Below are 13921 nucleotides of genomic sequence, written 5' to 3'. Positions count from 1 at the left end.
GTCTTTGATCTGCCGTAGCGCTTTGCACACTCATTTCGACTGGGGGAAGGTGCCCATGAACTTGCACAGGATCTGCATCATGACCTCGTCGGCGCCGCCGCCGATGGAGGTGAGCCGCCCGTCCCGGAAAATGCGCGAAATCGGGCTCTCCATCACGTAGCCCATGCCGCCCCAGAACTGCAGGCAGCGGTCAGCCACCTCGCGCGACAGCCGGCCCGCCTTGAGCTTGGCCATGGTGGCCAGGCGGGTGGCATCCTCGCCCCGCACCACCATCTCCACGGCACGCCAGCACAGCGCGTGCAGCGCCTCCACCTCGGTCTGCAACTCGGCCAGCGTGTAGTGCACCCACTGGTTGTCCAGGATGGAGCGGCCAAACGCCTTGCGCTCGCGGGTGTATTCGATGGTCAGGTCGATGGCCTTGGCGCAGCGGCTGGCGGAGCTGAGCGCGCCCCACAGGCGCTCCACCTGGAACTGCTCCATCTGATAGGTAAAGCCCATGCCCTCCTCGCCGATGCGATAGCGCTGCGGCACCCGCACATCGTCGAAGTACAGCTGCGCGGTGTCGGACGAGTCCATGCCGATCTTGCGGATCTTCTTGGCCACCGAGACGCCGCGCGTTTTCATGGGCACCACGATCAGGGTCTTGTTGCGGTGCGGGGCGCCATCCGAGGTATTGGCCAGCACGCAGCAGAAGTCCGCCTGGGTGCCGTTGGTGGTCCACATCTTGCCGCCGTTGATGACGTAGTCGTCGCCGTCGCGCCGCGCCGTGGTCTTGATGGAGGCCACGTCGGAGCCGCTGCCCACCTCGGAGACGCCAAGGCACGCCACGTACTCGCCGCGGATGGCGGGCGCCAGGAATTCGCGGCGCAGTTCCACGCTGCCGTGGTGCGCCAGGGCCGGGGTGGCCATGTCGGTCTGCACGCCGATGGCCATCGGCACGCCGCCGCAGTTGATGTCGGACAGCGTTTCCGCGAGCACCGCGCTGTAGGAGTAGTCGAGGCCCATGCCACCGTCCTCTTCCGGTTTGGACAGGCCAAGCAGGCCCAGCTCGCCCATCTTGCGGAAGACTTCATGCGCGGGGAAGATCTCGGCCTCTTCCCAGGCGTCCACATGCGGGTTGATCTGCTCGGCGATGAAGCGCTTGATGGTGGCGCGCAGCGCCTCGTGTTCGGGTGTCAGCAGCATTGGGTCGGTCTCCGTTTTTCGTTCTGGGTGCGGCCGGGGCCGTCAGGGTCGCGCCACGGCGAATTGCATGGCCTGCGGCGTCCTGGCGTCGCCATCGCGGCAGATCGCCAGCACATTGGCCAGCACCGCGCGCGTATTGCGTGGGTCGATCACGCCGTCGTCCAGCACGTGGGCGCTGGTAACGAACACGCTCATCTGCCGGTCGAAGCGCTCGACGATGCCTTTCTGCAGCGCCTCCAGCTGGTCGGCATCGGCCTCCCCGCCTTTGCGCTTCATGGCGGCCTCGGTGACGATGGCCATGGTGCGCGCCGCCTGTTCGCCGCCCATCACCGCGGTCTTGGCATTGGGCCAGGAGAAGCAGAAGCGCGGATGGAAGCCGCGCCCGCACATGCCGTAGTTGCCCGCGCCGAACGACGCGCCGCAATAGATCGTGATCTGCGGCACGGTGGCGTTGCTCACCGCCTGGATCATCTTGGAGCCGTGCTTGATGATGCCGGCTTCCTCATAGCTGCGGCCCACCATGAAGCCGGTGGTGTTGTTCAGGTAGAGGATGGGCGTACGCGACTGGCAGCAGGCCTGGATGAAGTGCGTGGCCTTGGTGGCGCCGGCGGGGTCGATCGGGCCGTTGTTGGTGATGATGCCCAGCGGCCAGCCTTCGATCTTGACATGGCCGCACACGGTGGCGCCGCCGTAGTTCTCGCCGAATTCCAGGAAGTCGGAGTCGTCGGCAATGCGCGCGATCACCTCCTTCATGTCGACCGGGCGCTTATGGTCCATCGGCATGACACCGAGTAGTTCTTCGGCGTCAAAGCGCGGCGGCTTGAAGCTGCGCGGCGCGGCGGCGGGCTGGTCGCGGTTCCAGTCGACTTTGCCCAGGATCTCGCGGGCGATGCGCAGCGCATCGCGGTCGTCCTCGGCCAGGTAGTCGCCCAGGCCGGAGACGGAGGTATGCATCACGGCGCCGCCCAGTTCCTCCTCGGTTGCGACCTCCCCGGTGGCCGCCATCAGCAGCGGCGGCCCGGCGAGGAAGGCGCGCGAGCGGCCGCGCACCATGATGATGTAGTCCGACAATCCCGTCTGGTAGGCCCCGCCGGCAGTGGATGAGCCATGCGTCACCGTCACCACCGGCAGGCCGGCGGCCGACAGGCGCGCCAGGTTGCGGAACAGGTTGCCGCCCCGCACGAAATCCTCGACCTTGTAGGTCATCAGGTTTGCGCCAGCGCTCTCCACCAGTTGCACGTATGGCAGCTTGTTCTCGAGCGCGATCTCCTGCACCCGCAATTGCTTGTCCAGGCCCTTGGGCTGCAAGGCGCCGGCATTGATGCCCGAATCCGAGGCGCTGATCACGCAGCGCACGCCCGACACGAAGCCGATGCCGGCAATCAGCCCGCCGCCGGGAACGCTCTCGTCCAGGTCGAGATTGTCCAGCCCCAGGCCGGCCAGCGACGACAACTCGATAAACGGCGCACCCGGATCCAGCAGCAACGCCAGTCGGTCGCGCGGCAGCAACTGCCCGCGCTTCTCGAAACGCTCGCGCGAGGCGGCGGACGTACTGGCGGCGCGCTGCTCGAAGGCGCGGATACGCTCCAGCAGGGCCAGCATGCCGGCGCGGTTGGCCTGGAATGCTTCACTGCCCGCGGAGAGTCTGGATTCGATATTTGCCATGTGGATTCACTGTTCGAAGGCGATGCGCCGGTGTGAAGCCATGGTAGGGGTGGGAGCCTGCGGGGTCTTGCGAGAACTGGCTGTGCTGGTTTGAGCCTTTGCGCGACAGTTGCAGGAACCACGTCACCCCGCCCGCAAACCCACCCTGAACTTCGGCAACAACGCACTGGGCGCATAGGAAAGCTTGGTCTGCCGGAAGTTATCCAGTCCCATGTCCTGCTCGAAATTCAGCCATGCCACCGGGCGTGGGAACGCCGTGCAGAAGTGATGGAACATGTACTGGTAGATGCCCTTGTAGCCTGCCAGGCCCTTGGCGAAGCGCACGGCGAAGACCGTCGGGCGGATCTCCTGGGCCAGCACGAAGCCAACAGGCTGGCCTGCTACCTCGTACAGGAAGCCTTCCAGGCCGAGGCGGTCAGCATACCGAAGGGCCTCGCCGCAGGGCGTGTCGTCGGCCTCGCCCTGCGCCTTGTGCTTGGCATGCATCCAGCCTTCGTGCACGGCCAAGGCCTTGCCGGCCAGCGCCGGGTGGTATGGGCGCGCCGTGACGGTGTGTGCGGCCAGCAACTGCTTCATCAAGTTGCGTTTCTTGGCCAGCGTGGTGCCGCGATAGTCCGCGAAATTGGCCGCGGGATAGAGATAGTCGGCGTCGGCGCGCGATTCCGTCCAGGTGAAGATGGCGGGATCGAGCCGCACGACCTGGGCCGTGGACAGCGGGTAGAAGCACGCGTGCTCATGCAACAGCGCCCGCAATGCATCAACCGGCGCGGACGCCAGCGCAAACAGCGGCAGCGCGTGGCGCGCGCCGTCATAGGTCACGCCGCTGATATGCGGATGGTCGCCGCCGACATAGCGGTAGGCGTGGGCGTGCCGGAACAGGTACAGGTTGGCGAAGACGTGCTCGGAGAGGCAGGCCTCGCCGGGATCGACGCTGAGCCTGTGCAGCGCTTGATCGATCCCGGCGGCCAGCGCCGGCGTCAACGCTTCGCCGGACTCGATCCGCGTGGGAGCGGCCGTGCCGCTCACCCTGCCGAAGCCGTGCGCAATACGCGCGTGCCGGCGGCTGGCCCGGTGGCCGGCGGCCCGGCGAAGCATTGGGCTTGCGACAGCCATTGCCGGGCCGGGCCGCCGCTGTATTGCAGGCGGGTATCGTCCAGATGGCGGCGCTGCGTGACCAGCAGGCAGAAATCTTCGGCGCTGCCGCGCACGTAGTTGTCCAGCTGCCCCTCGTTCCAGGTCCACTCGCTGCCGTCCGGCGCGCTCAGCGCGACATGGGGCGCTGGTCCCGGCACCGGTTCGCCGCGGTTGACGAAGGTCCAGCCATAGGTGGTGGCGCCGATATGGGCGATGTGCTTGAGGCGGGCGGTGGGCGCGCGGGCCCGGCCTGCCGTATCCCAGACGTCCTGCCCATGGGCCCAAGTCTCCATCAGCCGGGCGGTGGCGAAGCTGCGGGCGCTCATCGGCGGCCCGTACCAGGGCAGGCGGGCCTTGGAGTCGAACGCGGCCAGCGTCTGCACCAGCCGCTCATACAGCGGCTGCCAGTACGCCAGCAAGGCGGAGCCGTCCAGGTGGCCGTAGGTATCACGCGCCACCGCGCTGATATGGCCGCCCCCCGCCATCAGCGTGTTGAGCGCTTGTGCGCCGCGCAGAAAGGCTTCCGGGTCGGTGGCCGCCTGCAGCGCGGTCTGGTCGAAGTAGCACAGGTGGGCGATCTCGTCCCAGGCGCTCCAGTCGTAGAAGGCGCTCGGCTCGCGCCATTGCGCGGGGGTGAGCGTGGCGCAAAGCGTGGCCAGCTCGCGGTATTCGGCAAGCAGATCCTGGCAGGTTGCTTTCATGGGGCGTATCCGGCTGCCGTTGGCGGCAGGCTTGGTGAGGGTCGATGGCTTCGATTCTGGCGCGCGGCGCGCCGTTGGTCTTGCGCAAAGTGGTCGCCACCCGGCCAGCTACGCGGGGCGATAGGCGGTCATCGGCGGCAGGCCGTGCAGCGCGAGCTTGCGCGAGCCCGCGAAGATGTCGCGCGGCTTGAGCCCGTACACGCGGCGTATGGAGTGGCTGAAATGCGTGGAATCCGGATAGCCCGTATCCAGCGCGACCTCGGCCAGGTTGGCCTCCTGGGTGACGTAGTGCAGCAGGCTGCGGGCGCGCTTCCAGGTGCGGAAGGTGCGGAACGGTGTGCCGACCTCTTCCTTGAACAGGTGCAGGAAGCGGGAAAACGACAAGTTGGCATCGCGTGCATGGTCGCTGGCGGCGCTACGCCCGCCTGGGTCGGCCTTGATCTGGCGCACCGCCGCCTCGATGCGCGAATCGAGCGCGCGCGGCAGCAACGGCTGGCCCAGCAACAAGGTATCGAGCAGCCCGGCGTCCAGCTCTGGGCGCCGCATGCCGCGCAACTGGGCGATCAGGTCGCGGGCATGCTGCGCCAGCCTTGGCGCAGCCAGTGCGCCGCCCGGTCCGCGCAGCAACAAGGGCAGGCGCGACATGTCGACGGTTTCGGGCTCGACGAGGAAGCCGCACAGGCTGCGGCTGTCGGACGCGATGCGGTGCGGCACGTAGGGCGGCACGAAGCCGATCTCGGCGGTCTCCCACTCGCCATCCGCCACGCTCAGGCGAAACGGCGCGTCCAGCGCCACATAAAGCAGGATCGCGCCGATGGAGCGCACCGACGGCGCGCCGAGCAGGCCGACGTAGAGCACGCGGTCGGGGTCGATCCACATGAAGCTTCCGCTCGGGCGCCCGCACGGCTGGCCCGTGGCATCCGGTATGCATGGCAAAACTGGCAGCATCTGGGTCTCACTGTTCGCGGCGCCGCGAGTGGTTCATGTGGCTGACGGCTGGCGCCTGGTTCGGCAAGAAGGCGCGGACAGCCGCCCCGCGGCTTTGCGCACCGCCATCATCATGCCAGCGAAGGCGGCCGAACAGCCGCCGGATGGGGGTTTATCCCGATGCCCGCATGGCGTCGGGCATCCGGCCTGGCTCAAGCGCCCAGTGTCCGCGCCAGCGCCGGCGGCACCCGCACCGGCATGGCCAGCAGGACCTGTCCCATCCCCTTGCCCAGCGGATCGTTGCGCAACGAGGCCATGCCGCCGCCGCCCAGCGCTTGCTCGCACAGGAAGTTGAAGGCGCCGATGCCGGGCAGGGAATAGCGCGTCACCCTGCCCTTCACGTTGTGCGCCAGGAACGCGGCCACCGCGGCCTCGGTGAGCTGCGCTTCGATCAGCGGCAGGTAGGCGGCGTCGCGCGCGATGATGCCGATGTTGGAGAAATCGCCCTTGTCGCCGCTGCGGCCGTACGCCAGCCGGATCAGTGGCACGTCGACCCAATCGGCGCCCGGCTTCGTGGCGGCCGGCGGCGTCGACGCGCAGGCAGGCTCGGAAGCCGGTACCATGCTGGTCCGTGCGTCGGTCCCGCTGACGAAGGTTGCCGGCAGTGACACCGGCTGCTCGTCAAGCCAGACGGCGGGCTGCACCCGCGTTTTCGGCACCAGGAAGGGAAACTGCTTGATGGCCATGCTGACCGATGGCCGTCCGCCCACGCCAGTGGTGCCGGGCGACCATGACGTCCCGGCAGGCGCGATTTCGCGCGCAAACAACTCCAGCGCGCGCTTGTCCGGATGCGTCACCGCCAGCCACATCACGGCCTCGAACAAGGACGGCTGCGGCACGTGCGGGCCGAAGGACGCGGCGGTGCCCAGCACGTCCAGCCGCGTCTCGGTGAAATCCGGCAGCCCTGCCCGGGCCAGCATGCCGCGGGTGCGCTCCAGGAAGGCCTCGCCGCTGCGGCGTGCCTTGCCCACGGCATCGAAGCCCACGATGGTCAGTTGCGCCGAGCAGCGGTAGCCATCGGCATACGTGGCCGACACCTTGTAGCTTGGCGTCGGCGCCCGGCCCCTGGCACCCTGGACTTCCACCAGGTCCGGCCCCGCCTGGCGCAGCGTCACGCCGCTGAAATCGCAGATCACGTCGGGCAGCAGGTAGGCCGCGGGATCGCCGATCTCATACAGCATCTGCTCGCCGACGGTGGCGGCGCTGACCAGCCCGCCGGTGCCGGGCGGCTTTCCGACCAGGAAGGTGCCGTCCGCCCGGCAGGTCACCACCGGATAGCCGATATTGGCCCAGTCAGGCACCTGCTCCCAGTCGGTGTGCAGGCCGCCGGTGGCCTGGCAGCCGCACTCGATGATGTGTCCCGCCAGGCTGCCCGCGGCCAGCAGGTCGTAGTCGGTGGGACGCCAGCCGAACTCGTGCATCAGCACGCCCAGCGTCACCGCGCTGTCCACGCAGCGCCCGGTGATCACGATATCCGCGCCGGCATCCAGCGCGGCCTGGATTGGCACCGCGCCCAGATAGGCATTGGCCGTCAGTATGCGCGCCGGCATCGCGGCGCCGCTTTGCATGTCGCGGATGCCAGCCTCGCGCAGCGCGTCGAGCTGCGGCAGGAGGTCGTCGCCATCGACCACCGCTACCCGCACCGTCACGCCCAGTTCCTCGGCCAGCTTGCGCACCGCTGCCGCGCAGGCCCGCGGGTTCACGCCGCCTGCATTGCTGACGATGCGGATGCCCTTGGCCATGGCAGGCTTGAGCACCGCGCGCAGGGCGCCGGTGACGAAATCCAGCGCATAGCCGGCTTCCGGGTTCTTCAGGCGCGCCGCCGCCAGCAGCGACATGGTGAGCTCGGCCAGGTAGTCGAACACCAGGTAGTCGATGTCGCCCTTGTCCACCAGCTGGACCGGGCCGATCGCGCTGTCGCCCCAGAAACCGGAGGCGCCGCCTATCCGCACCTTGTCCTTGCCCTGCCGACCTTGCTTGTTCATGGACACGCTTCCCCTTTTTGCCTCTATGATCGATCCTCAGTGATCGATTTCCGTCGTCATCGGCGAGTCATGGCTCGCCGGCCTTGCAGGCACGATAGCGACACGCCGGGGCGGCGTCTTGCGTCAATTGGCTTTGGCGCCGCAATGGCACCCCATCGTATCCCTATATGCAAAGTGCAAATGGTTATTTCCCAAAAGCGCCGGCTTTATATTCGACCGCTTTCGCCGGCATGCTGGCCTGCCGGCGCCCCCATCCCCGCTGTTGGAGCATTGCCTTAAGTTACGTCCTTACGCTCGGCGACACCCTTTCCTGGCCCTCGCGCTACCTGCCGCGCAAGACCGCGCTGGTCGCCGGCTTGGGACCGAGCCGCCGCACCTGGACCTATGCCGAGCTGGACGCTGAGGTAAACCGCCACGCCCACGCGCTGCTGTCTATCGGCGTGGGCCATGGCGATGTGGTCGCGGCCTTCCTCTACAACACGCCGGCCTTTGTCTTCAGTCTGCTGGCGGCAGCGCGGGCGCGATCTTCAACCCGATCAACTACCGCCTGGCCGCCCAGGAATTTGCCTTCATCCTCGAAGACGGCAAGGCCAGCGCCCTGCTGTTCGAGCAGGAAGGCTCCGCCGTCGTGGAAAAGGCCCGCGAGCTGGCCACGGGCACGGCGCGTTGGATCTATGCCGACCCCGAGCCGGCGCCGGCTTTTGCCACGCATCACCTCGGCACGCTGGCCGCGGACCAGCCGCATGACGCGCCCGGCATCGTCGTGGACGAGAACGACCCCTGCATCCTGATGTACACCAGCGGCACCACCGGCCCCAAGGGCGTGCTGCACACGCACCGCAGCAAGCGCGCACACAACGCGATGATGCACCAGGTGATGACGCTGTCGCGCGAGGACGTCGGCTTGTCTATTGCGCCGCCGAACCATACGGCCGAGCTCCACACCAGCTTCCTGCCGCGCCTGCACCTTGGCGCCACGCAGGTGTTGCAGCGGCGCTTCGATGCCGGCGAGGCCCGGCAACTGGTCGATGCCGAGAAAGTCACGCACTTTTTCGCCGCGCCGACCATGGCCGGCATGCTGCTCAACCACCCAGACGCCCACACCCGCGACGTGTCATCGCTGCGGCTGGTGGAATACGGCGGCGCATCGATGGCGCCGCACCTGATCCGCGAGTGGGACTGTGTGGTTGGCGCGGTGCCCAGATGCTCGAGCGGCCCTACCTGGGAGCCTCCCCAACTTTTGCACGCTCTCCTTCTCTTCACGCCTGTCGACCACCATGTCAATCTGAGTTGAATATTGGAAGTTGAAGTTGTGACCTGCTGTACGACCAGCAGTTGCCTACCTGGACATGCGCAATGGGTAACCGTCGGGTGTGAAGCTCCGGGGACAATGTACTTCTCGACAGACGGACCGTCCTGGCGACAGGGGCCGACACTGCCAGCAGCCGCGCGGCGTGAAGGCTAGGGAAATGCTTATGTGGACGCCTCCCGGATTGCAAGCCGATTGTTGTCGAATGTGACAAGGCAAGAATGAGCTTTGCCATCCCAACATCATCCCGCTTGACGCGCGGCGGACGGCGACACGTGTCGCACTTGAAACCGTCTCTAAGGAACATGATCATCAGCGGCGCTGAGAACGTCTACCCGGCCGAGGTGGAGAGCGTTCTGTACGAGCATCCCACCGAGGCGTTTCCAACCCGCAGCCAATTGGCGCAAGACGCGGGCTGCCTTCGCTTGTAAGGTGCCGCTATGCCGTTGGGGGTTCAGCTTCGCCATCCCACTCGGCCAACACGCTCCAGGGCGCCCACACGCGCACCGGGCCAGCGGGGACACCATGACCACGCAACGAGAAGCAGCCCGCCTGACGAGCCAGGCCGCAGGCTTGACCATTGCCGCCCTGTGGCGCCAGCAGGTGGCGCGCAGCCCGGAGCAGGTTGCGCTGCAGCAGGGCGATCACCAGCTGCGCTATGCCGAGCTTGACCAGCGCGTGAGCCGCCTGGCCAACGCCATCCGCGCGCACGGCGTGCAGCGCGGCGACCGCGTGGCGGTGCTGGCAGAGAATCGCTTCGAGTACATCGAACTGGAATTGGCCGCCGCGCTGCTCGGCGTGATCCTGGCCTGCCAGAACTGGCGACAGGCGGACGAGGAACTGCTGCACTGTATCCGCCTGGTGTCGCCGCGTATGCTGTTCGTCTCCGCGCGCTATGCCGACACGCTGGCCCGCCTCGCGCATAATGTGCCCAGGGTGATCGAACTGGAAACGGAGTACGAGCCGCTGCTGGCCGCCGCGCCGGATACCCCGCAACCGCAAGATCCCGAGCCCGAGGACAGTCTCATCATCCTCTACACCAGCGGCACCACCGGCTTGCCCAAGGGCGCGCTGATCAGCCATCGCGCCATGCTCGCCCGTTCGATGATTAGCCGCGCCGACGGCCTGCAGGCGCCTGGCGACACCTTCATCGCCTGGGCGCCGCTGTGCCACATGGTCTCCACCGATTCCGTCTACGGGCTGCTGACCAGCGGCGGCAAGGTGATCGTGATGGACGGGCCGGACGCCGACCAGATCGTGGCCCTGAGCGCCAGCGAGAAGATCGGCCACCTGACGCTGATTCCCGGCATGGTGGAGCGCGTCATCGAGGCCGCGCGGCGCGCCACAGTTGGTCCGCTAGCCGCGCGCACGCTCGGCTGCATGGCTGACCTTGTGCCTGCCGCGCAGATCGCCGAGGTCACGCGCCTCTTCAACGCGCCGTTCCTGAACTCCTTCGGCTCCACCGAAACCGGCGCCGCGCCGGCCAGCCGCCACCTGATTCCCGTGGGCGAGCTACCCCGTTCGCTGTCCAAGTGGCAGAACTCGCATTGCGTGGTGCGGCTTGTGGATACCGACGGCGCGGAGGTGCCGGACGGCAGCCCGGGCGAACTCGCCATGCGCGGCCCCAGCCTGTTCAGCGGCTACTGGGGCGCGCCGGAGGCCACGGCCAACGATTTCCGCGACGGCTGGTTCCACATGGGCGACGTGTTTGTTCGCAACCCGGACGGCAGCCTGGACTACGTGGACCGCCGCAAATACCTGATCAAGTCCGGTGGCGAGAACATCTATCCGGCCGAGATCGAGCGCGTGCTGCTGGCCTGGGAGCGGATCGCCGACGCCGTGGTGGTGCGCCGTGCCGATGCGCGCTGGGGCGAGGCACCGGTGGCCTTCGTGGTCAAGGCGGATGCGTCGCTCACTGGCGAACAGGTGGTGGCCCACTGCCGCGGCCGCATAGCCGATTACAAGCTGCCCAAGTCCGTGTTCTTCATCGATGCCGCCGAGGTGCCGCGCAGCACAACCGGCAAGGTCAAGCGGCATGAGCTGGAGGCGCGGCTCGCTTCGTCGTAGTCGCCGTACAGCGCAGCGGCCTGTGCCGCCGCATCTTCCCTGTCTGAAGGAGTGCCATGTTCCACGTTGAATCCCCGCGTCAGTCTGGTCCGCTGCTTGCCGCGCTCTCCGCAGCGACGCTGCTGGCATTCTCGCCCGCTCAAGCCGAAACTGTGCGCATTGCCTACATCGATCCCCTTTCCGGCCCTTTCGCCGCCACCGGCGAGAACGTGCTCAAGAGCTGGCAGATGGTGGCCGACATCGCCAACCGCGAGCACTGGGCCGGCGACAACGTGATCGAGGTCACTGGCTTCGACAACAAGGGCAGCCCGCAGGAAACGCTCACCGTGCTCAAGACCGTGATCGACCGCGGCTACCGCTACGTAGCCCAGGGCTTTGGCTCGGGCGCCGGGCTGGCGCTGCTCGACGCCATCGACAAACACAATGCGCGCAACCCTGGCAAGGAGATCGTCTACCTGAACACCTCGGCCGGTGATCCTGCCATGACAAATGCCAAATGCAGCTTCTGGCATTTCCGCCTGGATGCGCACTCGGACATGAAGATCAAGGCGCTGACCAGCTTCATTATTGCCGACAAGGCGGCGAAGAAGGTCTACCTGGTCAACCCCGACTACGCCTTCGGCCAGCAAGTCACGCGCGCCGCGCGCGCCGACCTGACGGACAAGCGGCCCGACCTACAGATCGTCGGCGAGGTGCTGCACCCATTCGGGCAGGTGAAGGACTTCACGCCCTACGTGACCAAGATCGTCGCGTCCGGCGCCGATACCGTGATAACCGGTGACGCCGGCAGCGACTTGGCGCTCTTTGTCAAGGCCGCGCGCGAAGGTGGGCTGAAGGCGAATCTGTACACGCTGTTCGGCGGCAGCAGCGGCGTACCGGCCGCAATGGGCGCGGCGGGCGCGGAGCGCGTCAAAAGCGTGCCGTACTGGCATCCCAACAACGAGACCTTCGCCGGCAAGGAAATCGTCGAGGCCTTCCGCAAGAAGTACAACGATGACTACTACTCCGGCGCCACCTATGCCGGCGTGGCGCTGCTGTCGCACGGCATCAAGCAGGCCGGCAGCACCAACCCGGTCAAGGTGGCCTTCGCTATGGAGGGCATGAAGTTCAAGAGCCTGAATGGCGACGTGGAGATGCGTAAGAGCGACCACCAATTGCAGCAGCCGCTGTATATCGCCACCTGGGTCAAGGTCAATGGTCGTGACGTGCGTTACGACCAGGAGGGCACCGGCTACGGCTGGCAGACCAACCGCAAGATCGACACCGACGGCGCGACGCTGCCGACCATCTGCCATATGAAGCGGCCCAATCCCGCTTGATGCTGACAAATAGCCAGAAGGAAGCCCCATGCGCAACGCCACCAGCTGTCGATGGCTGTGTAAATCCGCACAAATCTGGCGGCATCGGATGTCGTGAAGGAGAGCGTGCAAAAGTTTGGGAGGTCGATTTCATCAGGCGCCCTGGCTTGCGGCAAGGGTTGCACGGTCTGTTCTGTTCGTTGCTCGGTGCCGGTTTGGCGATGCTGTCCCGATGCATTTGCCGTGACGCGAGGCGGCTATCTCGAGCGCCGAGACGCAGCGGGGCGAGAATTCCCCGTTCAAAATCGCGACCCTGACCTGCTCTATGCAGTGCGCCCCTTCGTCAGTCCAGCGCATCTGTCGCTTCTTGGCCATGCGATGGCTGACGACCTGGTTCACCGCGGACTCGGCGATGCTGCTGCTGATCGGCAGGCCCTTGCGATGCCGAGCGCCATAGTTGACCAACGTGTGTGCGTTATTCCTCAGGTACCCGTAGACGGTGTTCAGATTCCACCACAGCGTACTGAATTCGTACCCTTTCTTCCCTCGTCAGCAGCCGATTGTCCAGTGCCTTGATCCGCTCCACCGCCTTGCTGCCCTTGCCATGCCAGGCCAACCACTTGGCGTGGGTGATTTCGGTCTCCACCGACTCCCGTTCCAGCGAGGCGATCATCTTGCTGCCGAACACAGAACGCTGCGCCGCCTTTAACTTCATCGCGATATGGAACCAATCGAGGATCCGGCCGCGAGCCAGCTGACTGCCCTGGACGGTCTTCTCAAATTCACCAGCGTCGTCGCTGATCACGGTCACGCGTTCATCGGTCGCCACACCGTTTCGACTGAGGAACTGATCGAGTCGCGCTGCAGCCGAGGTGACTGTTGCAGATCGCTAATTCTGAGACTGGCGACCACTAATTCTGCGAACGTGGCGTGTCGGCGAGGTGTCGGTATCGCTTCCGACGCCGGACCCGCTCCTCGCCCGATCCGACTGATCACAGCATTGAGATTTCCTCGCTTGAGCAGTGTGGACGAAGGGATGGTCTCGAGGCGGCGGCCGTGAATTTCACAGGCCGTCGCAGCCGGATTCAGCCATTCTCTTTTCCAGCGGGGCGAGAAGATATCGAAGGGGTTCAGAACGAGGCACTCGAAGCAGTACGGAAGGTTGCTACGGTCGGACACCCACGCTGCTGGTGTTTGGATCGCCACCATTCTGTCGACGCCAACATGGGTTAGGGCCGAGAGACGGGCCAGCACCAACTCGTCAACCGGCGGAAACAGCAGCCATCCACTGCGGGTCAAGTCGGGGAATGCCCCGAGCTGCGCGCTAGCCCACAAGTCGGCGACGCCGATCCGATACTTCGCTGCCAGACGCCCCAGCCAACCGCCAAACGCTTCGTCGTCAAACGGACGCGAAGGCCTCCGATTCTTTCCACCTGGAAATTTCGAAGCGTGTGAACCGGCTCACCATCTGCGGGTCCGTCTGCAACGCCATTACTGCGTCTTGGGTGCCAACGAGGACGATGGAGATTCTCAAGTCATTCGCCAGGAACTTCAGTAGATTCAAGGACGCCCGCTGTTCCCTGTAGTTTC

The 13921-nt window shown here is 66.2% G+C and carries 11 protein-coding genes and 1 pseudogene; 3 read left to right on the top strand and 9 right to left on the bottom strand.

Annotated features, from left to right (window positions below; translation table 11 throughout):
• Positions 1-30: 30 nt before the first annotated feature.
• The 6 genes from ACW4E8_RS36255 to ACW4E8_RS36230 form a co-directional block, all read right to left on the bottom strand.
• On the bottom strand, positions 31-1185 hold the full coding sequence (locus ACW4E8_RS36255) for an acyl-CoA dehydrogenase family protein (protein ID WP_456808902.1): 1155 nt from the start codon (positions 1183-1185) through the stop codon (positions 31-33).
• A gap of 42 nt (positions 1186-1227) precedes the next feature.
• Entirely contained in the window at positions 1228-2850 is a 1623-nt protein-coding gene (locus ACW4E8_RS36250) for an acyl-CoA carboxylase subunit beta (protein WP_456808901.1), read from the bottom strand.
• Positions 2851-2973: 123 nt separating this feature from the next.
• Positions 2974-3876: a phosphatidylglycerol lysyltransferase domain-containing protein gene (locus ACW4E8_RS36245; protein WP_456808900.1), complete on the bottom strand. Its 903-nt coding sequence runs from the start codon at positions 3874-3876 to the stop codon at positions 2974-2976.
• Complete coding sequence (locus tag ACW4E8_RS36240) at positions 3873-4685, bottom strand: TIGR03084 family metal-binding protein (RefSeq protein ID WP_456808899.1); 813 nt, start codon at positions 4683-4685, stop codon at positions 3873-3875. The genes ACW4E8_RS36245 and ACW4E8_RS36240 overlap by 4 nt, the downstream gene beginning before the upstream one ends.
• A 108-nt stretch (positions 4686-4793) precedes the next feature.
• Positions 4794-5564 (bottom strand): helix-turn-helix domain-containing protein, encoded by a 771-nt coding sequence (locus ACW4E8_RS36235; protein ID WP_456808898.1) that lies wholly within the window; start codon positions 5562-5564, stop codon positions 4794-4796.
• Positions 5565-5824: 260 nt separating this feature from the next.
• Complete coding sequence (locus tag ACW4E8_RS36230; protein ID WP_456808897.1) at positions 5825-7657, bottom strand: acyclic terpene utilization AtuA family protein; 1833 nt, start codon at positions 7655-7657, stop codon at positions 5825-5827.
• Positions 7658-7824: 167 nt separating this feature from the next.
• Here ACW4E8_RS36230 and ACW4E8_RS36225 point away from each other — a divergent pair.
• From ACW4E8_RS36225 to ACW4E8_RS36215, 3 genes and pseudogenes are all read left to right on the top strand, one after another.
• Positions 7825-8951: pseudogene (locus ACW4E8_RS36225) on the top strand (AMP-binding protein).
• Positions 8952-9491: 540 nt separating this feature from the next.
• Positions 9492-11033, top strand: a complete 1542-nt coding sequence (locus tag ACW4E8_RS36220; protein ID WP_456808896.1) for a class I adenylate-forming enzyme family protein — start codon at positions 9492-9494, stop codon at positions 11031-11033.
• A gap of 56 nt (positions 11034-11089) precedes the next feature.
• A complete protein-coding gene (locus ACW4E8_RS36215; protein WP_456808895.1) occupies positions 11090-12352 on the top strand; it encodes a branched-chain amino acid ABC transporter substrate-binding protein in 1263 nt (420 codons plus the stop codon).
• A 454-nt stretch (positions 12353-12806) separates the two neighbouring features.
• Here ACW4E8_RS36215 and ACW4E8_RS36210 read toward each other — a convergent pair whose 3' ends face one another.
• From ACW4E8_RS36210 to ACW4E8_RS36200, 3 genes are all read right to left on the bottom strand, one after another.
• The gene (locus tag ACW4E8_RS36210; protein WP_456808894.1) at positions 12807-13160 is read right to left on the bottom strand and encodes a hypothetical protein; all 354 of its coding nucleotides are present in this window, start codon (positions 13158-13160) and stop codon (positions 12807-12809) included.
• Entirely contained in the window at positions 13139-13681 is a 543-nt protein-coding gene (locus ACW4E8_RS36205) for a hypothetical protein (RefSeq protein WP_456808936.1), read from the bottom strand. The genes ACW4E8_RS36210 and ACW4E8_RS36205 overlap by 22 nt, the downstream gene beginning before the upstream one ends.
• Positions 13682-13730: 49 nt before the next feature.
• Positions 13731-13921: TniB family NTP-binding protein (locus ACW4E8_RS36200; protein ID WP_456808893.1), on the bottom strand; the 191-nt coding region annotated here is incomplete at its 5' end.

The organism is Cupriavidus sp. CP313 (assembly GCF_054072015.1).
This window is presented reverse-complemented; position numbering and strand designations above follow the sequence as displayed.